Source organism: Paenibacillus sp. FSL R5-0636 (assembly GCF_037974255.1).
Classification (GTDB): domain Bacteria; phylum Bacillota; class Bacilli; order Paenibacillales; family Paenibacillaceae; genus Paenibacillus_AQ; species Paenibacillus_AQ odorifer.
The window spans coordinates 4,303,574-4,325,775 of sequence record NZ_CP150232.1 but is presented as its reverse complement, the minus strand read 5'-3'; the positions used below and the strand labels follow the sequence as shown (position 1 = coordinate 4,325,775).

Below are 22,202 nucleotides of genomic sequence, written 5' to 3'. Positions count from 1 at the left end.
CAAAGACTAGGTATTTAAAAAGTGTTCACTACACTTCAAATTTCAATTGTGCTAAAATGTAATATAGATCTTACGCTGACATTAAAATGGGTAAGGATACATATAAAAAGAGCGAAGATGCTCTCATATATAATCTTCAGCAGCTACTGAAAAGCGCTTTTTAAAGTGAGATGTGCTAGGGCTAGTTTGCGAATACGATATAGACCGTTGCCTTACTTGCATCACAGGGCGGTCTTTTTATTTTCTTACCTCAATTAAATCATGAAGAGCGGAGGGAGCCAGATGCAATATGTAGTTATTTTGCTTGCCTTGCTAGCGCTGGGTGTTGGGTATTATATAGCTCAGAAAAAGAAAACAAGCAGCTCAAGCAATCCTTTGCGCACCACTAGCAGTAATGTGATCTCAATGGATAGTCATCGCAAAGCCAAACAGAGTCCAGGGGAGCAGCCTTGCTCTTCTTGCAAGAAGAAGAATGGAAAGTTGATCTTCTATGCTCAAGACAACGGAACCGTGGTCGGCTTGTGTAAAGACTGCCAGTCTAAGGCAAAAAAAAGAGATATGTTGCCGTTATAAAATAGAAAAATAAGTTGTATTAGCCCGTCCTTTATGATATTATTAACTCTGTTGTGTGGAATACGGTGGTCCGCTGCGGATAATGAGGGAGAGCTTAGATCTCTCCGGAAGAGGCAAGAACACCTGTACGGAAGGAGGAAGTCCTTAATGAATATCCTACAAGCTATTACGCAAGAGCAACTTCGTAAAGATATCCCTAGTTTTCGTCCGGGTGACACTTTGAAGGTGCATGTAAAAGTTATCGAGGGAACTCGTGAGCGTATCCAGTTGTTCGAAGGCGTTGTAATCAAACGTCGTGGCGGTGGAATCAGTGAGACTTTTACGGTTCGTAAAATTTCTTACGGTGTTGGTGTGGAAAGAACATTCCCAATCAACTCGCCTAAACTCGAAAAAATCGAAGTGGCTCGTCGTGGTAAAGTGCGTCGTGCTAAGCTTTATTACCTTCGTGAACTACGTGGTAAAGCAGCGAGAATTAAAGAAATTCGTCGCTAGAATAGTGACAGAGGAGAGGGGCTTGAGTTCAAGCCCCTTTCGCTTTATTTTTTTTTGAAAATATAAGAAAAGCATAAGTTTTACGTTATACATTATTCTTAAATTTCTCGCATAAACGCTTACCGTCCTTAAAAGGACGCTGAGGGCGTTTTAGCTTGGTATACAATGCGTGTGACATATACGCTTGGGGATAAGCTTCTCCGAAAAGGCCTCCTGAAGGAGTATCTGTGGAGGGGTTTTTGGCAGGAGTTTTTTTGTGTTGTATAGTAAGAGTAGTATTAAGAGAGGACGGTGAACTATGCAGCAGGAACAAAGCGAAACTTTGGAATCAAGCGAGCAGAACCCACGTAAACAGAAAAATGAAGTGCTGGAATGGGTCAAGGCCATTGCGATTGCTTTAGTTCTGGTTATACTGATTCGCTGGCTTTTATTCAAGCCTTTTATTGTAGATGGACCTTCCATGCAGCCTAATTTCCATACGGGAGAACGTGTTATCGTTAATGAAATTTTATACGATATAAGATCACCGCAGCGGGGTGAGGTTATTGTATTCCACGTGCCATCTGAAGGTAGAGATTTTATTAAACGTGTAATTGGTGTGGCTGGAGATACTGTGAAAGTAGAAGGAGATGTAGTTACAGTTAACGGTGAGGTTGTTAACGAGACTTACATCCAAGGCGCTATTGATGCTGCGCATAGTAACAACGCTCTGTATAATAATAAAGATTTCCCAAATGAAAAATTCACGGATGGTACTGTACCAGAAGGACATATTTTCGTTATGGGGGATAATCGCTCGGATAGTACAGACAGTCGGATGATTGGCTATGTGCCGCTGGGTGATATTGTGGGTCGTGCAGATTTAATCTTCTGGCCGATAAAAGATATTACACTGATTAACCATTAAGTTGACAGAAGTCAAAGGAGGTGACGGCAATGGCCATTCATTGGTTTCCTGGTCATATGACGAAGGCTAGGCGGCAAATCGAGGATAAGCTGAAGCTGATTGATGTTGTTATAGAGTTGCTCGATTCCCGTCTGCCGCTTTCCAGCCGCAATCCGATGATTGACGATATTTTGCGGGACAAGCCGAGATTAATTATTTTGAACAAAGCGGATCTGGCGGATCCGGAAATTACTCGGAAGTGGCTGGCTTACTTTAAGGAACAAGGGCATGTTGCCCATCCTGTGGATGCATCTACTGGAACAGGCGTCAAGGAGATTCCGGAGCAGGTCAAGCTGCTGCTGAAGGAAAAAATTGATCGGCAGATCGCAAGAGGAATGAACCCACGAGCTATGCGCGCATTGATCGTCGGTATTCCTAACGTCGGTAAATCAACGCTGATTAATCGAATGGCTGGTAAGAGTATCGCTGCTACGGGTGACCGCCCGGGGGTTACTAAGGGCCAGCAGTGGATTAAAACAGGAGGTAATCTGGAGCTTCTGGATACTCCTGGTATCTTATGGCCGAAGTTTGAGGATCAAGACGTGGGTTACCGCTTGGCAGTGACGGGTGCGATCAAAGAAGAAATCCTGAACATTGAGGACATTGCTTTTTATGCAGTGAAGTATTTGGTGAAGGATTATGGTTCCAGATTTCAAGAACGCTTTGGTATTGAGAAGCTTCCTGAGGATCTTGAGAACCCTGATGAGATCGTCGCAGTTATGGAAGCCGTGGGCCGCAAACGCGGTTGTCTGATTAGCGGTGGACGTGTTGATCTGGAAAAAGCTTCACGTGCTTTGCTGCATGAGCTGCGGGCAGGTAAGCTTGGTCGTTTTACGCTGGAAACACCTTAAAGGCGTTTAAATGAATGGGTATGGAAGAGCCATCCGGAATTTTTCGGGGGCTCTTTTTTTTGCCGATTTGGATCAAATTGGAGTGGTTATTTGTACATGACCATGTGAGCTTTACTATGGTAAGCTGACTTATGTAGTTTATAGAATAAATTATAATTGGCGGTGACAGATTCGTGAGTACGATAGATATGTTGAGTTATGAAAAAGAGGGCTGGGAACAGTCTTATCGCCGTATAGCCGGCGTAGATGAAGTAGGCAGAGGTTGTTTGTTTGGGGATGTTGTTGCAGCAGCGGTGATTTTGCCGGAAGGGCTTATTATTGATGGCGTCAACGACTCTAAGAAGCTTACAGCGAAAAAAAGAGATGCCTTATTCGAGATTATTATGGAGCAGGCGATAGCTATTGGTGTAGGTTATGTGGATTCCCGCATGATTGATGAAATTAATATTAAGCAGGCTTCTCGTCTGGCGATGAAAAAAGCGGTAGAAGGTCTTAGTCATACCCCGGACTATATGTTAATCGATGCTGAAAAAGTAGATCTTCCGTTGCCGCAGCAGGCGATCATAAAAGGGGATGCTAACAGCCAGTCCATTGCGGCAGCTTCGATTATAGCTAAAGTAACAAGAGATAGACTGTGTGAAGGGGTGTGGGAGGAATTATACCCTGATTATGGGATTGCGATACATAAAGGTTATGCGACCAAGCTTCACAGGGAACAAATTACGGCGTTAGGTCCGACACCTATGCATCGGCGCAGCTTTATTGGGAAGATTCTTGCTGAACAGCAAACCCTTTTTTAAAATATCAGAATATAAAAGACGCCAAAGGCGCTTAAGCTTGGATAAATTCACCGCTCAAAAAAGTCGGATTAATACCGATATAGTAAGAAGAGAGAAAATGGAGGGAGGAGAAACGGTATGAATATCGGAACATTGATCCGCGGATTGCTCGGGGATAATAAACCGGGAGCGGCCAAGTCTTTGGAATTAAAAGAAGGGCAAGTTGTACGTGGTGTTGTTTTGTCTGTATCGGATTCGGGAAAAGAAGCCGTTGTGCAGATTCAAGGTACACCTGTTCGTGCGGAGTTGGAAACACCACTACTGCCAGGAGAGACCCTGAACTTGCAGGTTGGAGCACCCGGAGAAGGCGGATTGCCCGTATTGAAGCCGGTCTCCCTCGGCGAAACGGTGTTAGCTACCCCGCAAAACATGGGCGAGGCGTTGGAATCGCTTGGGCTTACTGACTCCAAAGCGGGTCGGGAAATTGTGTTGGCGATGCAGTCGGGTGGTATTCCGCTTACCAAAGAGACAGCAGCGATTCTGGATGCTGTAATGAGTGCGAAACCTGCGGGCGTGCCGACCTCAGAGTGGCTTGATGCAGCTGTCATTTCTGTAAAGCGGGGCCTGCCGGTTACCCCTGAAAGTGTGAAAGGATTGCAGCAGGCGGTTTTTGGTCCGCAGCTTCATCAGCTTTTGTCAGCGCTCGAAGAACAGATTACGATTTGGGCAGGTCAAGTCGCCGGTGAAGAAACAACAACAGCTGAAGCTAAAGCTGAAATGGGTACCCAAACCGGAAAGCTGAATGCTCCTGTAACGACAGGTACAGGCGCTGTGATTAACGGGGAAGCGGTATCAGCAGGTGATGCTGATGCGGAAATGGACCAGGTGGCGGTTAAAGGGACTGGACAACCTGTAAGTAAACCTGCTGAAGGTAGCACTGGTGTTACTACTACAAGCGGAAGTGCTGCTGCAACAGGAGGGGCAATGGGAGCCGGAGTTATTTCTGACGAAACTGCAATTCCTTTGAATTCAGTGAAATCAGAAATATCGGGAAGTGCAGCTGCGAGTACAGCTGAAGCTCCTGAGAATGAAACCGGTATTGTAACTGCTAAGCCACTGGTGCCCGAAGAGGCTGGTGAGGTTGTTCAGCTCTCGAAGAGTGGAAATACTGGTGAACCTTTGGCTGGGAAGACAACTTCTACGATTGCTGCCGGGACTCAGAGTAGTGCCGCTAACACGCAAGGGGACGGGATTGTAAACAATCAAAATAGTTCTAATGGGAGCGAAACTCATGGCAATGAAATGAGTCTAAATAAAGATAGAGCGCAGGGCAGTGTCAGTGGCGCGAATACAAGCGCCACTGGATCAGTTGGGGCAGATAGCCAAGCTGCTGCGGCAAACCAAGCTGGTGCAGCAAGCCAAGCTGCTGCGCCTAGCGGGGCTGCCCTGCTCGCGAAGCTGCAGAGCGTGCTCACCGAGCTGCGCGGCAGCATGCCGCAGCTCGCGAACGTCCCGCCCGCTGACGCGGCGGGACAAGATCCTGCCCCCGCGCCGGCAGCGCCGCGCGGGGAGACCACGGCTGCTGCGGCTTCGCCGGTGCAGCCAGACACCGCCCCACCCGCGGATGCGGAGTCGTGGGTGGGGCGGGTGTTGAAGCTGCTCGGTGCGGAGCACGAGCAGCAGGCCGTGCGCGGCGGCGCTTTGCCGGCCGCGGAGACGGCGCGAGTGGCAGCGGGGACAGCTGCAGCCGCGCTAGGCAGTGTCGGCGGGGAGCAAGCTGCCGACACGTTGAAGGGCGTGCTGCTGCAGCTTATGAGCAGCAGCGAGGTGCCGCCCGCGGTAAAAGATGCCGCGAGCGGGCTAGTGCAGCAGCTGACAGGCCAACAGCTGCTGCTGAATACAGACCGGACTGCTCCCTTCGCGCAGGTTACACTGTTCTTGCCGCTGCAAGGTCCAGATGGGCAGGAAACTGCATCGGTTCATATCCAGTCCAGGCGGGGCCGCAAAGGGGAGTTGGATGCAGCTAACTGTCGATTATGGTTCGATTTGGACATGAAGCAGCTAGGGCAGACATTGGTAGACGTGCAGGTTGTAGATCGAATCGTTAGTCTTAAGCTTCATAATGATCATCCGTGGGTGCTTGAGCTGCTGGAGACGCGGCGTGATGATATAAAAACTGCAGTAGAATCCATCGGTTATCAATTATCAGGTTTAAGAACCGAACCCTTGCCAGAATTGAATTTACCTAAAGAGCTTGCTGGTTCCAATACTAATAAGTTTGTTGATTATGTTCCTGAGGCTTACAAAGGAGTGGATTACCGTATATGAATGAGCCTGTACAGCCAATTTCACAAGGGCTCAAAAAAGCGGTCGCTCTCAAATATAGTCCCGGACAAAACGAGGCTCCTGTCGTAGTAGCCAAGGGACAAGGCGCGATAGCAGACCTTATTCTGCAAAAGGCTAAGGAGAGCGGGGTTGCTGTTCAGGAAGATGCAGCCCTCGTGGAGGTTCTTTCAAAGCTTGATCTGGACCAACAGATTCCGTCTGAGCTCTATCAGCTGGTGGCGGAAATCCTCAGCTTTGTGTATCAAAGCGATCGTTCTGCTGGTGAACGGGGACAAGAATGAAAGAGCCATATGTAAGAAAACACTATAACCGCAAAGAGAAAGGAACTGCTGCAGAGAACGGAGCTGTGCAGTACCTATCTTCTAGTGGATATATGATATTGGAACGGAATTGGCGTTGTCGTACTGGAGAGCTTGATATCATTGCGGAGCGTGAAGACTGTATTGTTGTTGTCGAAGTTCGTAGCCGCAGTGGAGAGCTGCTTCAGGGAACTCCAGAAGAATCGGTGAATGCTCGCAAAATAAACCAGGTTCGGAATACAACACAGGTTTATTTGCATATGAAGGGTTATGAGGAACGGCGGGTTTCTTTTGATGTAATTAGCGTCTTGTTAAATGACGATCTTAGCCTAGCTTCACTTAGTCATATTCGCGAGGCGTTTTAAGAGTAACTCTATATTCTCATGCGATTCTTTATGAATTTACTGCTGTTCTGATAAAAAAGTCTTTACATACCTTCCGCACTGTGGGTCATTTCTCAAAAGAAATGGGTAAACATTAGGAGTAACTTTTTAATGTCATCATGAGGAGGGCTGTCTAGTGAAGAATAAACCTTCTGAAATGCAGGTTAGTTTTACATGCCAATATTGCCAGCAGAAGATTGAAGTGAAATTTAAAGCAGAGCCAATATCTGTCGTCTGTTGCGATAATTGCAATAAGACCTTCACGGTAATGCGGCCCACTATAGCGGAGGAAATATTAATAGATTGGGAAAATGAAGCGTTATTTCAAAAAATCCGGGCTGAAAAGTCGCAAAACAGCAATAGTAGTCTCTTAGCGCTTGTAATTAGAGTTATTGAACTGCTTACATGGCGTGACAAAGGCAATGGACAGGTGGAAGCGATCAAGGAGATGCGTGGCTGGCTTATTGACAATGAGGAGGCGCCTCCTTTAGCTGAACTGATTCAGAGTGATGTTAATAAACGTTCGAGTAAGCGGCGCGACTGGGAAAAGTAACATTAACAATAAAGAGGTATTCCGTCATCGCCTCATGACATAGAATGATACGTATAATTTCGTGAGAAATTAGGCGGAAAAGTCCTCGGGGCTCCGAATTTCCTAGGGTTTATGGGTAGTCGGAGCTTTTTTCATACATACTGTCATTAGAATAGGAACAAAGGGAGGGTGCAAATGGCTAAGGTTTTTTTCACATCAGATCATCATTTTGGGCATAAGTTGATCATTGATTTTGAATCCAGACCCTTCAACGATGTAGAGCAAATGAATGAAGTTATGATTGAAAGTTGGAATTCGGTAGTGAATCCGGACGATAAAGTATTTCATTTGGGAGACTTTTCTTTTTTTAATAAGGAGGCGACTCGTGCGATTGTGGCCAGGCTGCATGGATACAAAATCCTGATCCTTGGCAATCATGATCGCGGCCGCAGCCGAAGCTGGTGGCTTGAGGCAGGTTTTGATGAGGTTAGTGAATATCCTTTGATTTATAAGGATTTCTTTTTCCTCTCACATGAGCCTATGTACATGAATAAACATATGCCTTACGTAAATGTGCACGGCCATATTCATGGGCAAAAATATGAGGGAAACAATCATTTTAACATTTGTGTAGAGCATTGGAACTATAAACCGTTGACTTTTGAGCAGATTAGGGACTCGGTCGTAGTTAAAGAAGGAGATTGATGTAGGTCTTTAGAGATGCGCTTTCGCTTTTATGTAAAACTTGAATTTCTTATTCTAAAAGATAAATTGCTCACAGATTGCGTTAGGACACAACTTCTATAATGTACTTAACAGCTAATATGTATTTGGAAAATAAGGAAGCACCTTTTTTCTTGAAGCTATGACACCCCAAATTAGGGTGTATTTCAGGAGATGAGGTGTTTTTATTATGTATGGGAAAATGTTTAGCGCGTGTCTGTATGGGATTGAAGGGGTAATGATTGGTGTGGAAATCGATCTTGCAAATGGATTGCCGCAGACGAATATCATTGGCTTACCAGATTCAGCAATTCGCGAGGCTGTTGAACGAGTTAGGGCTGCCGTTAAAAATTGCGGTTACCGCTATCCACAGCAGCGTATTACGATCAATCTTGCCCCAGCTGACCTGCGTAAAGAAGGTTCCGCTTTTGATCTAGCGATTGTTTTAGGCATACTGATAACTAGTGGCCAGTTGATTATGCCTTCAGCTCAAGAGATGCTTTTAATTGGAGAGCTTGCGCTCGACGGCAGTCTGCGTCCGGTATCGGGTGTGCTGCCGATGGTTGAAGCAGCGCGTAAAAGCGGGTTTAAAGCCGTTCTGCTCCCGCAGGGCAATGCGGCAGAAGCTGCTTTAATCAGTGGCATGAATGTTTACACCCTCAACCATTTGCAAGCGTTAGTGAATGCTGCTGAACCTGTGGCCAGCTTTGGTCCGATTATAGATAAGCTAGTTCCTATAGAAGAATCTGAAGGATCACTACTTCCTTTTCCTGTATCCGTGAGTATGGGGGCGGGGGCAAAAGAACAACCTCCGGTGCTTGTTCTTTCTGTAGAGCATCTCAAATATAACCCTATATATTCTGATTCTGAGGCTGCTTCTTCCGAAGCGAATGAAATAATGGATGATTACAGTGATGTGCTTGGACAGCAACATGTGAAAAGAGCACTAACTATCGCGGCTGCAGGAATGCATAATATTATGCTCATCGGTCCACCTGGCACAGGCAAAACGATGCTGATCAAACGCCTTCCCAGTATCCTTCCGCAATTGTCGGACAGTGAGGCGCTGGAGGTAACCAAAATTTTTAGTGCGGCTGGAAATTTGAAGGATGCACACAACGGTTTGCTGCGAAGTCGTCCATTTCGTTCTCCACACCACACGATATCTTCTGCCGGATTAATTGGAGGGGGCGGAATTCCCAAGCCAGGTGAGGTAAGTCTTGCACATCGAGGTATTCTGTTTCTGGATGAATTGCCAGAATTCTCCCGGAATGTACTTGAAGTGCTGCGACAGCCCCTCGAAGATGGGGTGGTTACTATAAGTCGTGCCCGAGCTTCCTTTACTTTTCCTGCCAAATTCATGCTCGCTGCATCGATGAATCCGTGCAGCTGCGGCTTTTTTGGAAGCGGTATCTCCCAGCAAAATTGTACCTGTAGTCCTGCCAGGATTGCCCAATATCGGGCAAAAATATCTGGTCCTTTATTGGATCGGATCGACTTACAGGTTGATGTTCCCCGCCCGAAGGAATGGGATCGGCAGGGGCATGTTTTATCGTCAGCAGATATGCGTGCGGAGGTGTTGGCTGCTCAGGCCATCCAAGCTAAACGTTACAAACGACTTGCGATTTCATGGAACAGTGAACTTTCCGGTGCTTCCCTTCGGAAATATGCGAGCCTAAACCGAGAGAGTGCTCAAATGCTGTATGACATTTTGGAGAATTTAGGTCTAAGCATGCGAGCGCATGATCGGATTATTAAGCTATCCCGTACCATAGCTGATCTAGAGGGTGCACAGGATATTTCTTCTGCACATCTCGCGGAAGCTGTGCAATACCGTAATCTGGATCGGCAGGTAATAGCGGAGGAATAAAGATAAAAGAGCAGCGATTCCCGTTATGGGAGAATCGCTGCTCTATATTATGGACCGTTAGTTACGAACACCGCCGAATCATTATTATCCTCTGATGTTTACGGAACGGACCTAGAGGACGTTATTTGCAAGTTTTTAGCCCTTGGAGCGTAGGTTCGGACTCTGGAGTCGCTATTCCTTCGGAAGAAGGTTATATTGGGTGATTTTCATTCCAATAGCTTCCATGAGGTCCGATAGCATTCCAAATATGGGATTAAGTTGCGTTTAAGATCAACTGTGTCCGTTAGCTACTTCGAATGCGAAATGCCACGTATTCAAACGAAGGTTAGATCGTTTAGTGAATTTCACATACATTTTTCTCTATAATTTCTTACAGTACATTCAATTCTACTTCGATATTGCCACGAGTAGCACGGGAGTAAGGACATGCGCCATGGGCAGCTTCTACCAAAGATGTTGCGGTTTCTCTGTCAACGCCTTTAACCAGCACGTCAAGCTTAACCGCAATGCCGAACCCGCCATCTTCAACTTTACCAAAGCTAACAGTAGCCGTAACTTCGCTGCCTTCAATCTTCACTTTGCCAAGTCGAGCAACCATGTTTAGGGCACTGTCAAAACAAGCGGAGTAGCCAGCTGCAAATAATTGTTCAGGATTAGTACCTTCACCACCGGCGCCACCCATTTCGCGTGGTGTACTGATCGTAAGGTTGAGTTTAGGACTTTCTGATTCTATATAACCGTTTCTTCCCCCAACCGCTTTAACTGTTGTTTCATACATCTTTTGTTGAATTGTCATCATAATAAATCTCTCCTATTCATTAATTAGTTTGTGTACAATCTAATTTATCACAATTAATATAAAAGTCAAATTAATTTTTTGCTATTATTATGATGTGTGAGTGAATTATGATAAAATAAAGAGATAAGGCGGGTGAATAAATATGAAAATGAGTGAAGAAGATATGCAGAAAATGACTACAACCCCAGAGCTGCTGATCGAGAATCAGCTCTGTTTTACCATTTATGCTTGCTCGCGTGAGATTACAAAGCTGTACCAACCGTATTTGGATAAGATCGGTTTAACTTACTCCCAATACCTAGTAATGCTTGTGTTATGGGAACGGCAGCAATGTACAGTGAAAGAGATTGGTGAGGCGTTATTTTTGGATTCAGGAACGCTGACTCCGCTATTGAAGCGCTTGCAAGCCGCAGGCCTAATTATACGTGAACGCTCGATGCAGGATGAGCGAAAAGTATTAATCTCACTAACGAAACAAGGCTGGGCACTCCAAAGTGATGCCGTGTGTATTCCCGGCAAAATGATGGAAGAAACGACACTGACAAATAATGAATCCATAGAGCTACTTGATCAGTTTAAAGACTTATTGAATCGTGTTCACGAAGCTAATATCCAAGATAGTAAAAAGTAAGCGTAGTAAGGAGTCAATGCGATCGTTCGCATTTCGGCATGAAATCAAGCGAAAAAATGTGTACAAATCATGAATATATTTAAGGTAAGCGTTTTAAAAACATGTTACACTATTCTGGGTTCCTTTGTATGGCATATAGGTAAATATAAGCTTAGTCTTATAGATTTACACAATGTCTCTTGCAGAAATAGTGCCATTCTTTTTACGAGTGGTAGATCAGTTTCTGCTGGTTCCGGAATAGTGCTGCATGTATAACATCAGCCTATCCCTAACCCCGCGGCAATCAAAACGGAAAGCGAGATGACGACAGGCTGCCTGTTTAGTCACCACGCTACTTTAGGAGGCTACCGCTATGAATATCCACGAGTATCAGGGAAAAGAAGTGCTTAAGAAGTACGGTGTAGCCGTACCGAATGGAAAAGTAGCTTATACAGTGGAGGAAGCGGTAGAAGCCGCAGAGTCACTGAGCACACCAGTTGTTGTAGTTAAAGCTCAGATTCACGCAGGTGGACGCGGTAAAGCTGGAGGAGTAAAGGTTGCTAAGAATATCGATGAGGTGCGTAGTTACGCAACTGAGATTCTTGGAAAGACTCTAGTAACTCACCAGACTGGACCGGAGGGTAAGGTAGTAAAAAGACTGCTCATTGAAGAGGGTTGTCAAATTGTTAAGGAGTATTACATTGGTATCGTAGTTGACAGAGGAACTGGCCGAGTGGTCATGATGGCTTCTGAAGAAGGCGGTACTGAGATTGAAGAAGTAGCTGCAACACATCCGGAGAAAATTTTTAAAGAGATCATTGATCCGGCAGTGGGTTTGCAGACTTTCCAGGCGCGCAAGCTGGCTTACAGCATCTCTATTCCCAATGAGCTGGTAGGCAAAACTGTGAAATTCATGCAAGCGCTATATTTAGCTTTCGTGGATAAAGATTGCTCTATTGCCGAAATTAACCCATTGGTAGTGACTGCGGATGGGAATGTGATGGCACTGGATGCCAAACTGAATTTTGATTCCAATGCCTTGTTCCGTCATAAGGATATTCTAGAGCTGCGGGATTTGGATGAAGAGGATTTAAAGGAAATCGAAGCCTCGAAGTATGACCTTAGCTATATTGCGCTTGATGGCAATATTGGGTGCATGGTAAACGGTGCAGGTCTCGCGATGGCGACTATGGATATTATTAAGTATTATGGGGGCGAACCCGCCAACTTCCTGGATGTAGGGGGCGGTGCAACGACCGAGAAGGTAACAGAAGCCTTTAAAATCATTTTATCGGATGAAAAGGTGAACGGGATTTTTGTTAATATTTTCGGCGGTATTATGCGCTGTGATGTTATCGCTAACGGTGTTGTAGAAGCGGCTAGTCAACTGGGTTTGACCAAACCGCTGGTTGTGCGTCTTGAGGGAACAAATGTTGGATTAGGCAAGCAGATTTTGGCTGGATCGGGACTTAATATTGTTGCTGCTGATTCTATGGCGGACGGTGCCCGTAAGATTGTGTCTCTTGTGCAATAATGGCCTGATTTAGGAAGCCAGTTATCGTATTTGACAATATAAGTAGGGATGTGACTTAAGGCATGAGCATTCTTGTAGATAAAAATACGAAAGTTATCACGCAAGGAATTACAGGATCAACGGGTTTGTTCCATACTAAAGGTGCGCTGGATTATGGAACACAGATGGTTGGAGGGGTAACACCGGGTAAAGGTGGAACATCTGTCAATATCACGCTTGAAAATGGCAGTGAGGTTAGCCTTCCGGTATTCGATACTGTTGTAGCTGCTAAGGCGGCTACAGGCGCAACCGCTAGTGTAATCTATGTACCGCCAGCATTCGCAGCAGACTCCATAATGGAAGCCGTGGACGCAGAACTCGACTTGGTGATTTGTATTACCGAAGGGATTCCAGTGCTTGATATGGTAAAGGTGTCCCGTTATATGGAGGGGCGCTCTACTGTATTGATCGGACCCAACTGTCCGGGAGTTATCACTCCTGGGGAATGCAAAATAGGAATTATGCCGGGTTATATTCATATGCCAGGGTATGTAGGTGTTGTCTCGCGCAGCGGAACTCTAACCTATGAGGCTGTTCATCAGCTGACCACGCGTGGAATCGGGCAATCTTCAGCTGTAGGTATTGGCGGAGACCCTGTTAAAGGCTCGGAGTTTATTGATATTCTGAAGCTTTTTAATGAGGATCCGGGTACAAAGGCAGTCATCATGATTGGTGAAATTGGCGGAACCGCAGAGGAAGAAGCAGCAGAGTGGATTCGTGAGCATATGACTAAGCCGGTTGTAGGGTTTATTGGCGGTGCTACTGCCCCTCCTGGCAAACGTATGGGGCATGCGGGTGCTATTATTTCCGGAGGCAAAGGAACAGCGAGTGAGAAAATTGCCGTACTTGAATCGTGCGGAATCAAGGTCGCTCCTACACCTGCCGAAATGGGCTCAACGCTTGTGAGTGTGCTTGAAGAACGCGGTATTCTTAGCGCATTTACAACGCATTAATTATTTTATATAATTGAAGGAATTCACTCTACGCGAGTGGGCTTCTTTCGTGTATAATTATTTCAGAGGTAAGCAACCTTTTGTTCCTATCCAAGGGATGAAAGGTTGCTTTTTTTGTTTTTTTAACATAGAAAAATATTGAATTACAAGATAATATTGCATTCATCAAATTCATGTTACAAAATAGGGAAGGCTAACCCTTCCATTAAAGGAGAGTAAGCTTATATGGAAGAAAAAGATCTGCTGTTTGGTTTTAATGAAGTGGAGGGGATTGGCTGGAAGAGTATCGACAAGATCCGCAGAGCCGGCTTAATGTCAGAACGAGCATTTTCCTGTAGTGCAAAAGATTGGGAAACGATCGGATTGAACAGAAAGCTGTCGAATTATCTTGCTTCCATATATACGTTAGAGTGGATCGCCAAAAGGCGCTTATTAATGGAAGAATGTGCAGTGAAGATGGTAACTGTGTTTGATGCGGCTTATCCTGTTTTGTTGAAGGAGACGACACAGCCACCGTGGATCCTTTATTATCGAGGTCGATTGGAACTGTTATCAACTCCTAGTGTGGCGATGGTTGGCACTCGTGTGCCAACAGCATATGGACGAAAGGTAGGGGAGATTCTCGCGGAGGAGCTTAGTGCAGCAGGTCTAACGGTGGTTAGCGGGCTTGCGAGGGGGATCGATAGCATTTGTCATGAAGCGGCGCTAAGAAGCGGTGGAGGGACGATAGCGGTAGTGGCAACAGGGTTGGACAAAGTCTATCCAACTGAGAATATTGAGCTGGAGCGGCGTATCTCTCAGGAAGGGCTTGTCATCACAGAGTATCCTCTTGGAACTAAAAGTCATCCTGGATTATTTCCACAGCGTAATCGGATCATAGCAGGTTTATCACGGGGGACAGTGGTCGTGGAGGCTGACAGTCGCAGTGGATCACTTATTACAGCCGATGCTGCCTTGGAAGCTGGAAGGGATGTCTTCGCAGTGCCTGGACCTATTACATCACCTAAAAGCAGAGGGGCGTTAGAGCTTATCAAACAGGGTGCAAAGCTGGTAACCAGTGGATTAGATATTATAGAAGAATATACTTCTTATTTGCCGACAAACGTAATAAAAACAGGGAATAATAGCACTACCGAACAGACAGCAGACGACTTTATGATTGAAAAGAAATTGACAAATGAGGAGTCTCACCTATACCATATACTGCATCAAGGCCCTTTTATATTGGACGATCTGCTTGTAAGAACAGGATGGGATTTTGGACATTTGCATTCAGTTCTGTTATCTTTAATCATAAAAAAAGCGGTAACACAATTACCAGGAGCTATTTATAAGGTAATTTAATATAGAGGTGCGAGTGTTAACGAGGAGGAAGAGTCTATGGCAGATGCATTAGTTATTGTCGAGTCGCCTGCAAAAGCGAAGACAATTGGCAAATATCTAGGTAGTAAATATATTGTAAAGGCATCAATGGGACATATTAGAGATCTACCGAAGAGTCAAATTGGTGTTGAGGTGGAGAATGATTTCAGTCCCAAATATATTACTATCCGCGGTAAAGGATCTATATTGAAGGAATTGAAAGACGCTAGTAAAAAAGTTAAAAAAGTTTATCTCGCAGCTGACCCTGACCGCGAAGGGGAAGCAATTGCTTGGCATTTGGCGCATGCGCTGGATTTAGATAATACACAAGAATGCAGAGTTGTTTTTAATGAGATCACCAAACAAGCGGTAAAAGATGCTTTTAAGACACCGCGTAAGATTAATATGGATCTCGTGAATGCACAGCAGGCTAGACGTATTCTGGATCGACTGGTAGGGTACAAGATTAGCCCTCTATTATGGAAGAAAGTCAAAAAAGGTTTATCTGCTGGACGTGTACAATCCGTTGCCGTGAAGATCATTATGGATCGTGAGAATGAAATCTCCGCTTTTGTACCCACCGAATATTGGAGCATAACAGCGAAGCTTGGAATCCGGGATTCCGTCTTTGAAGCTAAGTTTCATAAGCTGAATGGTGTGAAAAAAGAACTGAACCAGGAAAGTGATGTTCAGGAGGTTCTTGAAGCCATTAAGAACGCATCTTTTAAGGTGAGTGATGTGAAGGAGAAGGAAAGACAACGTCATCCTTCGGCTCCTTTTACCACCAGCTCCCTACAACAGGAAGCAGCTCGAAAGCTTGGATTCCGTGCCGCTAAGACAATGTCTGTTGCACAGCAGCTATACGAAGGTGTGGAACTCGGTAAAGAAGGTACCGTAGGTTTGATCACTTATATGCGTACAGACTCCACGCGTCTCTCTGTCACCGCTCAGGATGAAGCTAAAGAGCTTATAACAGCTAAGTATGGTGAGAAGTTCTTGCCAGAATCCCCACGGCAGTATTCTAAAAAGGCAGCTGGAGCACAGGAAGCGCATGAAGCGATTCGTCCTACCTCGGCATTACGCGAACCTGAAATGGTCAAAGAGTTCTTGAGCCGTGATCAATTCCGTCTCTACAAGCTAGTGTGGGAGCGATTCGTATCAAGTCAGATGTCTTCTGCCCTGCTGGATACGCTTTCGGTCGATATTGCTGCAGGTACTGCTACATTCAGAGCTGTTGGTTCGAAGGTTTCATTCCCCGGGTTCATGAAGGTTTATGTAGAAGGCAACGATGACGGAACTACAGATGAAGACAAGTATTTGCCGCCGCTTCAAGCGGGAGATGCTTTAAATAAGCAGGAGATCGAGCCTAAGCAGCACTTTACACAACCGCCTCCACGATATACGGAAGCAAGACTTGTAAAGACGCTTGAGGAGCTGGGTATAGGCCGTCCAAGTACATATGCCCCAACGCTGGAAACCATCCAGAAGCGTGGGTATGTGGCTATTGAAGAGAAAAAATTCATGCCAACCGAACTTGGCGAGCTTGTTATAGAGCAGATGGAGCAATTTTTCCCGGAAATCCTAAACGTTGAATTCACCGCGAACATGGAAGGTGATCTTGACCATGTGGAAGAGGGCTCAGAAGACTGGGTAAAGGTTCTTGCAGAGTTTTACGAATCGTTTGAGAAGCGTTTGGTATTCGCGGAAGAAGAGATGAAAGAAATTGAGATTGAAGATGAAGTCTCTGATGAGATCTGTGAGAAATGCGGCAAACCTCTCGTGTATAAGCTGGGTCGCTTTGGGAAATTCCTAGCATGCTCTGGCTTTCCGGATTGCCGAAACACGAAACCGATTATCAAGGATATTGGCGTAACTTGCCCTAAATGTCATGAAGGTAAGGTTGTGGAGCGACGCAGCAAAAAAGGGCGTGTTTTCTATGGCTGCGATCAGTACCCTGGTTGTGATTTCGTTTCATGGGATAGACCTTCTATAAAACCATGTCCATCATGTGGATCTTGGATGATTGAGAAACGTAATAAGCAAGGAACCAAGCTACAATGTACGTCTTGTGATCATACAGAGGCGGTTCTAGACAACGAAGAAGAATTAGCAGATTAATAGTCTCTATGGGAGGAAAAAAGACAGTGTCAGATACAGCAAAAGTAACAGTAATTGGAGCGGGCCTCGCAGGAAGCGAAGCCGCTTGGCAAATAGCATCACTAGGAGTACCGGTAAGATTATATGAGATGAGACCTGTAGTAAAGACGCCAGCCCATCACACGAATCAATTTGCTGAACTGGTATGCAGCAACTCCTTGCGTGCGAATGGATTAGGAAATGCTGTAGGTGTATTGAAGGAAGAAATGCGGCGTTTGAACTCTCTTGTATTAGGTGCTGCTGACCGACACGCGGTACCCGCAGGAGGAGCACTCGCCGTAGATCGGGACGGATTCTCAGGTGAGATCACCCATACTTTGCATAATCATCCGCTCGTTGAAGTCATAAATGAAGAACTTACGCATATACCGGAGGAAGGGATTGTTGTTATTGCAACGGGCCCACTAACTTCACCGGCATTATCTGCTGAAATAAAAGGGCTGCTGGGTGAAGAGTATTTCTACTTCTATGATGCAGCAGCACCGATTGTTGAGAAAGACACCATTGATATGAACAAGGTGTATTTGGCTTCCCGTTATGATAAAGGTGAAGCGGCTTATCTGAACTGTCCGATGACAGAAGAGGAGTTCGACGTGTTCTATGATGCGTTGATTTCTGCTGAGACAGCAGCACTCAAAGATTTTGAGAAAGAAATATACTTTGAGGGCTGTATGCCTATCGAAATCATGATGAAACGCGGCAAGCAAACAGCGTTATTTGGCCCAATGAAGCCAGTAGGACTTATCAATCCGCATACAGGTAAACTTCCTTACGCGGTTGTGCAACTCCGTCAGGATAACGCTGCCGGCACACTTTACAATCTTGTTGGTTTTCAGACCCATTTGAAATGGGGCGAGCAAAAGCGTGTATTCTCGCTGATCCCAGGTCTTGAGAATGCTGAATATGTTCGTTATGGTGTGATGCACAGAAATACATTTATTAATTCTCCTAAACTTCTGCACCCTACCTATCAGATGAAAGGCAAGGAAAGACTCTTTTTTGCTGGACAGATGACAGGTGTAGAAGGTTATGTTGAATCAGCTGCTTCCGGGCTCATAGCTGGTATTAATGCTGCACGGGCAGCACTCGGACAGGAAGGACTGATCTTCCCGCAGGATACTGTTCTAGGCAGCATGCCAGCTTATATTACTTCAGCCGATCCAGAGCATTTTCAGCCTATGAATGCCAATTTCGGTCTGTTGCCGAAGGTAGAGAAGAAGATCCGCAATAAGAAGGAAAAGAATGAAATGTTAGCTCATCGCGCTCTGGACAGTCTTGCCGAGTATGCCAACCGTACAGGACTCGCTTATTCGGAGCCGGAGGTTGTCGATAGCGAACAAAGCCCATCTTAAGGAGGTAACTTACAATCATGGTACCCAGCTTTCATGCGACTACAATTTGTGCTGTAAGACATAACGGACAGGCAGCTATAGCAGGTGATGGACAGGTTACATTCGGAGAGAGTGTTATTATGAAGACGACGGCCAGAAAAGTTCGTCGCCTGTACAGAGGACAAGTAATAGCAGGTTTTGCGGGGTCCGTTGCGGATGCTATTACCCTATTCGAAAAATTCGAGGGCAAGCTGGAGGAGCATCATGGGAACCTGCAGCGGGCTGCAGTTGAATTAGCGAAGGATTGGCGTCAAGATCGTATTCTTCGGAAGCTTGAAGCTTTGATGATTGTTATGGATAAGGAAGGAATGCTCCTGATCTCCGGAAATGGTGAAATTATCGAACCGGATGATGACGTTCTTGCGATTGGTTCCGGTGGTAATTTTGCGCTGGCTTCAGGTCGAGCACTCAAACGTCATGCATCCAATCTTTCCGCTGCGGATATTGCTAGAGAATCGCTTCAGGTAGCATCTGAAATTTGTGTGTACACTAATTCCAACATTATTGTTGAACAATTATAGACTCAGTGCCATAGAGACAAGGAGGAATTCACGATGGTGAATCAATCGCTTACACCCCGTCAAATTGTAGCCGAATTGGATAAATATATCGTAGGTCAGAAGCAAGCTAAGAAATCGGTAGCCGTTGCGCTTCGTAATCGGTATCGGCGCAGTCTGCTAGCAGAGGAACTGCGTGATGAAGTCGTCCCTAAGAACATCCTGATGATCGGACCTACAGGTGTGGGTAAGACAGAGATCGCCCGGCGTCTAGCAAAGCTTGTTAATGCACCGTTCATCAAAGTGGAGGCTACTAAATTCACTGAGGTCGGTTATGTAGGTCGAGATGTGGAATCTATGGTTCGTGATCTGGTAGAGACTTCTATTCGTATGGTGAAGCTTGAGCGCACCGAGAAGGTTAAGGATCGTGCGGAAGAACTGGCTAATGAGCGGATCGTTTCTATATTGGTACCTTCCTCTTCCAAAAATAAATCACAAAAGAATCCTTTCGAGATGATTTTTGGAGGGAATTCTGCACAAGAGGACTCTAAAGAAGACACTGAGCAGGATGGAAGCCTAAGTGAACGCCGCCGTGGGGTTAGATTTAAGCTGTTGGCTGGTCAGCTGGAAGATGACATCATTGAAATTGATGTTGAGGATACAGCGCCAACTATGCTGGATATGTTTGCAGGTCAAGGAAACGACCAAATGGGTATGAATATGCAAGAGATGTTCGGCAATTTGCTGCCTAAGCGGACGAAGAAACGTAAGCTTCCTATTCGCGAAGCGCGCAAGGTACTCATTCAGGATGAGGCGGCCAAGCTGATTGATATGGATGATGTGATCCAGGAATCCGTGACTCGGGCTGAACAATCAGGCATTATTTTTATCGATGAAATCGATAAAGTAGCAAGTCAGGGAAAAGGGTCTGGACCGGATGTGTCGCGTGAAGGTGTGCAACGGGATATTTTGCCGATTGTAGAGGGCTCGACCATTATGACGAAATACGGTCCTGTGAAGACGGACTATGTACTCTTTATGGCTGCCGGAGCTTTCCATATTGCTAAGCCTTCAGATTTGATTCCAGAACTTCAAGGTCGTTTTCCGATTCGCGTAGAGCTGAGCAGTCTAACGTTAGAGGATTTCGTTTCTATTTTGACGGAACCGGAGAATGCTTTAACTAAACAATATGTGAATCTGCTTAAAACAGAAAATTTAGAAGTGGAATTCCAGAAGGATGCTATACATGAGATTGCCAAAATAGCGGCTTCAGTGAATCAAAATATGGAGAATATAGGTGCACGGCGTCTTCATACTATTTTGGAGAAGCTGTTAGAGGATCTTTCTTTTGAAGCACCTGAGCTGACTTTGGAGAAAATGGTTATTACCCCGGAGTATGTGCGCGAGAAATTGGCAAGTATAGCTCAGGATCGTGATTTAAGTCAGTATATTCTTTAAAGTGACAAAAAAAACAAAAAATCTATGTATTTTGAATTTGGGCATAACGGATTAGATAAATTACAAATTGGTGTCGTGAAAACGTAAAAATATGTCAAAACATGCAATTAAAAAGAAAATAATGAGTTAAAAATGTAAATAAATAGTAATAAAGTGCTAAAAGCCCTGTCTTTTCTAAAAAGATAGGGCTTATTTCTTATTGTAATAATATACAAATTAAATGAAAATCAATGTATGTGAAAATGCTAAATGTTATTCATTGCGACAGCGTTCGACGGAATACCGTAAATTTTGAGTATTTTTCTTCTTTATTTGTCGAAAGCAAGCAGGTTTTTTGATGGAAGTTGTGGAATTCTTTTCATTATGATAGCTTTGAAAGGAGGAATTGTCTTGGGATTGCTGAATAGTGTCAGTTTTCAACGATTGCAGGGAGGCATTGATGCTGCCTATAAACGACAAAGTGCTCTAGCAAATAACGTGGCTAATCAAGATACGCCCAATTTCAAACGTTCTGATGTTTCATTCGAAAGTATCCTGCAACAACAGGAAAGTGGAATCCAATCTACACTTAGAGCGAAAGTTTCGGATACCCGGCATTATCAATTTGGCAGCAACACAATTGTTCCCGCTGCTGTTGAGAATACTGATGAAACTACCTCTATGAACAATAACGACAATAATGTGGATGTAGATCGCGAAATGGCGTTAAGCGCAGAGAACCAGCTTAGGTATAGTTCTTATGTTGAACAGATTAACAGCCAGATTTCGATGATGCGAGCCGTAATTCAAGGAGGATAAGAGAGTATGAACTTTGGTAGTAGTTTTGGGATCAGCGCATCTGCATTAACGGCTCAACGGTTGCGGATGGATGTAATTTCTTCCAACGTAGCCAACGCTGAAACTACAAGAGCATCCGTGGTTGATGGCAAGGCTGTTCCTTACCGACGTAAGTTGGTTGTTTTGGAAACGAACGAAAGTAATAAATTCTCGAATATACTAAATTCGAAAATGAACAATAGCAATGAAGGGGTTAAGGTGCAGTCGATCATAGAAGATACTTCACCATTGAAACCGGTATACAATCCGAGCCATCCTGATGCGGATGCTGAAGGATATGTCTATATGCCAAACGTAGACATTACCAAAGAAATGGTTGATATGTTATCTGCATCTCGTTCTTATGATGCCAATGTCACGATGCTTAATGCATCCAAGGCTATGGTAAGCAAGGCACTCGAAATTGGTAGATAAATGAATGTTAATTAACTTAAGGGGGGGAAACAGTTGATACAGAATATATCTAATGGGGTTCAGGCTGTACAGCAGCTTGCTATGAAACCGACATCTTCCGAAGTTTCATCCACTCCTGCTAATTCGATGGAGAGCTTTGGCTCTTATCTTGAGGATGCGCTCAATAAAGTGGCTGATCAGGAACAACAAGCTAAGGATATGAGTAATAAATTTGTATTGGGAGAAGTGAACATTGACGAAGTGATGATTTCTTCCCAACAGGCTCTACTGAGTTTACAGTTGACTACACAAGTCCGGAACAAAGTGATTGAAGCCTATCAAGAAATTATGAGAACTCAAATATAATAAATCCTAGCT

At 44.9% G+C, this 22,202-nt stretch carries 23 protein-coding genes; 22 read left to right on the top strand and 1 reads right to left on the bottom strand.

What is annotated here, in order from left to right; translation table 11 throughout:
* Nucleotides 1-282: 282 nt before the first annotated feature.
* The 11 genes from MKX34_RS19670 (at nucleotide 283) to MKX34_RS19620 (ending at nucleotide 9,794) form a co-directional block, all read left to right on the top strand.
* Nucleotides 283-573, top strand: coding sequence for a hypothetical protein (locus MKX34_RS19670; RefSeq protein ID WP_076297620.1), 291 nt, complete (start codon nucleotides 283-285; stop codon nucleotides 571-573).
* A 147-nt stretch (nucleotides 574-720) separates the two neighbouring features.
* A complete protein-coding gene (gene rplS, locus MKX34_RS19665; protein WP_036688590.1) occupies nucleotides 721-1,065 on the top strand; it encodes a 50S ribosomal protein L19 in 345 nt (114 codons plus the stop codon).
* A gap of 298 nt (nucleotides 1,066-1,363) precedes the next feature.
* Nucleotides 1,364-1,972, top strand: coding sequence for a signal peptidase I (gene lepB, locus MKX34_RS19660; protein WP_036688589.1), 609 nt, complete (start codon nucleotides 1,364-1,366; stop codon nucleotides 1,970-1,972).
* A 29-nt stretch (nucleotides 1,973-2,001) separates the two neighbouring features.
* Nucleotides 2,002-2,862: a ribosome biogenesis GTPase YlqF gene (gene ylqF, locus MKX34_RS19655; protein WP_036688587.1), complete on the top strand. Its 861-nt coding sequence runs from the start codon at nucleotides 2,002-2,004 to the stop codon at nucleotides 2,860-2,862.
* A 188-nt stretch (nucleotides 2,863-3,050) separates the two neighbouring features.
* Complete coding sequence (locus MKX34_RS19650) at nucleotides 3,051-3,662, top strand: ribonuclease HII (RefSeq protein WP_076100429.1); 612 nt, start codon at nucleotides 3,051-3,053, stop codon at nucleotides 3,660-3,662.
* A gap of 117 nt (nucleotides 3,663-3,779) precedes the next feature.
* Entirely contained in the window at nucleotides 3,780-5,969 is a 2,190-nt protein-coding gene (locus MKX34_RS19645) for a hypothetical protein (protein ID WP_076297619.1), read from the top strand.
* A complete protein-coding gene (locus tag MKX34_RS19640) occupies nucleotides 5,966-6,268 on the top strand; it encodes an EscU/YscU/HrcU family type III secretion system export apparatus switch protein (protein ID WP_038571992.1) in 303 nt (100 codons plus the stop codon). The genes MKX34_RS19645 and MKX34_RS19640 overlap by 4 nt, the downstream gene beginning before the upstream one ends.
* Nucleotides 6,265-6,651, top strand: a complete 387-nt coding sequence (locus tag MKX34_RS19635; protein ID WP_038571990.1) for a YraN family protein — start codon at nucleotides 6,265-6,267, stop codon at nucleotides 6,649-6,651. Before MKX34_RS19640 ends, MKX34_RS19635 begins: the two co-directional genes overlap by 4 nt.
* A gap of 154 nt (nucleotides 6,652-6,805) precedes the next feature.
* Nucleotides 6,806-7,222 carry a hypothetical protein gene (locus MKX34_RS19630; protein WP_051491578.1) on the top strand — a complete coding sequence of 139 codons (417 nt, stop codon included), beginning with the start codon at nucleotides 6,806-6,808 and terminating at the stop codon, nucleotides 7,220-7,222.
* 174 nt (nucleotides 7,223-7,396) lie between these two features.
* A complete protein-coding gene (locus MKX34_RS19625; RefSeq protein WP_076100363.1) occupies nucleotides 7,397-7,906 on the top strand; it encodes a metallophosphoesterase in 510 nt (169 codons plus the stop codon).
* Nucleotides 7,907-8,114: 208 nt separating this feature from the next.
* Nucleotides 8,115-9,794 carry a YifB family Mg chelatase-like AAA ATPase gene (locus MKX34_RS19620; RefSeq protein WP_076297618.1) on the top strand — a complete coding sequence of 560 codons (1,680 nt, stop codon included), beginning with the start codon at nucleotides 8,115-8,117 and terminating at the stop codon, nucleotides 9,792-9,794.
* Between the two features lie 370 nt (nucleotides 9,795-10,164).
* Here MKX34_RS19620 and MKX34_RS19615 read toward each other — a convergent pair whose 3' ends face one another.
* Nucleotides 10,165-10,593: an organic hydroperoxide resistance protein gene (locus MKX34_RS19615; RefSeq protein ID WP_076100366.1), complete on the bottom strand. Its 429-nt coding sequence runs from the start codon at nucleotides 10,591-10,593 to the stop codon at nucleotides 10,165-10,167.
* A gap of 142 nt (nucleotides 10,594-10,735) precedes the next feature.
* Between MKX34_RS19615 and MKX34_RS19610 the strand changes: the two genes are divergently transcribed.
* The 11 genes from MKX34_RS19610 to fliE all read left to right on the top strand — a co-directional run bounded on the left by MKX34_RS19610 (nucleotide 10,736) and on the right by fliE (nucleotide 22,190).
* Complete coding sequence (locus MKX34_RS19610; protein WP_235219564.1) at nucleotides 10,736-11,224, top strand: MarR family transcriptional regulator; 489 nt, start codon at nucleotides 10,736-10,738, stop codon at nucleotides 11,222-11,224.
* A gap of 352 nt (nucleotides 11,225-11,576) precedes the next feature.
* On the top strand, nucleotides 11,577-12,737 hold the full coding sequence (gene sucC / locus MKX34_RS19605; RefSeq protein ID WP_038571984.1) for an ADP-forming succinate--CoA ligase subunit beta: 1,161 nt from the start codon (nucleotides 11,577-11,579) through the stop codon (nucleotides 12,735-12,737).
* 62 nt (nucleotides 12,738-12,799) lie between these two features.
* Nucleotides 12,800-13,729 (top strand): succinate--CoA ligase subunit alpha, encoded by a 930-nt coding sequence (sucD, locus tag MKX34_RS19600; protein WP_036688571.1) that lies wholly within the window; start codon nucleotides 12,800-12,802, stop codon nucleotides 13,727-13,729.
* Nucleotides 13,730-13,954: 225 nt separating this feature from the next.
* A complete protein-coding gene (dprA, locus tag MKX34_RS19595) occupies nucleotides 13,955-15,073 on the top strand; it encodes a DNA-processing protein DprA (protein WP_076106365.1) in 1,119 nt (372 codons plus the stop codon).
* Nucleotides 15,074-15,109: 36 nt separating this feature from the next.
* Entirely contained in the window at nucleotides 15,110-17,209 is a 2,100-nt protein-coding gene (gene topA / locus MKX34_RS19590; protein WP_036688567.1) for a type I DNA topoisomerase, read from the top strand.
* Nucleotides 17,210-17,217: 8 nt separating this feature from the next.
* Nucleotides 17,218-18,600, top strand: a complete 1,383-nt coding sequence (trmFO, locus tag MKX34_RS19585) for an FADH(2)-oxidizing methylenetetrahydrofolate--tRNA-(uracil(54)-C(5))-methyltransferase TrmFO (protein WP_076100371.1) — start codon at nucleotides 17,218-17,220, stop codon at nucleotides 18,598-18,600.
* 17 nt (nucleotides 18,601-18,617) lie between these two features.
* On the top strand, nucleotides 18,618-19,160 hold the full coding sequence (gene hslV, locus MKX34_RS19580; protein ID WP_076106363.1) for an ATP-dependent protease subunit HslV: 543 nt from the start codon (nucleotides 18,618-18,620) through the stop codon (nucleotides 19,158-19,160).
* A 33-nt stretch (nucleotides 19,161-19,193) separates the two neighbouring features.
* Nucleotides 19,194-20,594 carry an ATP-dependent protease ATPase subunit HslU gene (gene hslU, locus MKX34_RS19575; protein WP_076106361.1) on the top strand — a complete coding sequence of 467 codons (1,401 nt, stop codon included), beginning with the start codon at nucleotides 19,194-19,196 and terminating at the stop codon, nucleotides 20,592-20,594.
* A gap of 390 nt (nucleotides 20,595-20,984) precedes the next feature.
* On the top strand, nucleotides 20,985-21,392 hold the full coding sequence (gene flgB / locus MKX34_RS19570) for a flagellar basal body rod protein FlgB (RefSeq protein ID WP_038571975.1): 408 nt from the start codon (nucleotides 20,985-20,987) through the stop codon (nucleotides 21,390-21,392).
* 6 nt (nucleotides 21,393-21,398) lie between these two features.
* On the top strand, nucleotides 21,399-21,845 hold the full coding sequence (flgC, locus tag MKX34_RS19565) for a flagellar basal body rod protein FlgC (protein WP_036688555.1): 447 nt from the start codon (nucleotides 21,399-21,401) through the stop codon (nucleotides 21,843-21,845).
* Nucleotides 21,846-21,878: 33 nt separating this feature from the next.
* Nucleotides 21,879-22,190, top strand: coding sequence for a flagellar hook-basal body complex protein FliE (gene fliE / locus MKX34_RS19560; protein WP_036688553.1), 312 nt, complete (start codon nucleotides 21,879-21,881; stop codon nucleotides 22,188-22,190).
* Nucleotides 22,191-22,202: the final 12 nt, after the last annotated feature.

Excerpts from the sequence above, each read along its gene's own strand:
- MKX34_RS19670 (WP_076297620.1), top strand. The coding sequence starts at position 283 with ATGCAATATGTAGTTATTTTGCTTGCCTTGCTAGCGCTGGGTGTTGGG.
- rplS (WP_036688590.1), top strand. The coding sequence starts at position 721 with ATGAATATCCTACAAGCTATTACGCAAGAGCAACTTCGTAAAGATATC.
- lepB (WP_036688589.1), top strand. The coding sequence starts at position 1,364 with ATGCAGCAGGAACAAAGCGAAACTTTGGAATCAAGCGAGCAGAACCCA.
- ylqF (WP_036688587.1), top strand. The coding sequence starts at position 2,002 with ATGGCCATTCATTGGTTTCCTGGTCATATGACGAAGGCTAGGCGGCAA.
- MKX34_RS19650 (WP_076100429.1), top strand. The coding sequence starts at position 3,051 with ATGTTGAGTTATGAAAAAGAGGGCTGGGAACAGTCTTATCGCCGTATA.
- MKX34_RS19645 (WP_076297619.1), top strand. The coding sequence starts at position 3,780 with ATGAATATCGGAACATTGATCCGCGGATTGCTCGGGGATAATAAACCG.
- MKX34_RS19640 (WP_038571992.1), top strand. The coding sequence starts at position 5,966 with ATGAATGAGCCTGTACAGCCAATTTCACAAGGGCTCAAAAAAGCGGTC.
- MKX34_RS19635 (WP_038571990.1), top strand. The coding sequence starts at position 6,265 with ATGAAAGAGCCATATGTAAGAAAACACTATAACCGCAAAGAGAAAGGA.
- MKX34_RS19625 (WP_076100363.1), top strand. The coding sequence starts at position 7,397 with ATGGCTAAGGTTTTTTTCACATCAGATCATCATTTTGGGCATAAGTTG.
- MKX34_RS19620 (WP_076297618.1), top strand. The coding sequence starts at position 8,115 with ATGTATGGGAAAATGTTTAGCGCGTGTCTGTATGGGATTGAAGGGGTA.
- MKX34_RS19615 (WP_076100366.1), bottom strand. The coding sequence starts at position 10,593 with ATGATGACAATTCAACAAAAGATGTATGAAACAACAGTTAAAGCGGTT.
- MKX34_RS19610 (WP_235219564.1), top strand. The coding sequence starts at position 10,736 with ATGAAAATGAGTGAAGAAGATATGCAGAAAATGACTACAACCCCAGAG.
- sucC (WP_038571984.1), top strand. The coding sequence starts at position 11,577 with ATGAATATCCACGAGTATCAGGGAAAAGAAGTGCTTAAGAAGTACGGT.
- sucD (WP_036688571.1), top strand. The coding sequence starts at position 12,800 with ATGAGCATTCTTGTAGATAAAAATACGAAAGTTATCACGCAAGGAATT.
- dprA (WP_076106365.1), top strand. The coding sequence starts at position 13,955 with ATGGAAGAAAAAGATCTGCTGTTTGGTTTTAATGAAGTGGAGGGGATT.
- topA (WP_036688567.1), top strand. The coding sequence starts at position 15,110 with ATGGCAGATGCATTAGTTATTGTCGAGTCGCCTGCAAAAGCGAAGACA.
- trmFO (WP_076100371.1), top strand. The coding sequence starts at position 17,218 with ATGGGAGGAAAAAAGACAGTGTCAGATACAGCAAAAGTAACAGTAATT.
- hslV (WP_076106363.1), top strand. The coding sequence starts at position 18,618 with ATGGTACCCAGCTTTCATGCGACTACAATTTGTGCTGTAAGACATAAC.
- hslU (WP_076106361.1), top strand. The coding sequence starts at position 19,194 with ATGGTGAATCAATCGCTTACACCCCGTCAAATTGTAGCCGAATTGGAT.
- flgC (WP_036688555.1), top strand. The coding sequence starts at position 21,399 with ATGAACTTTGGTAGTAGTTTTGGGATCAGCGCATCTGCATTAACGGCT.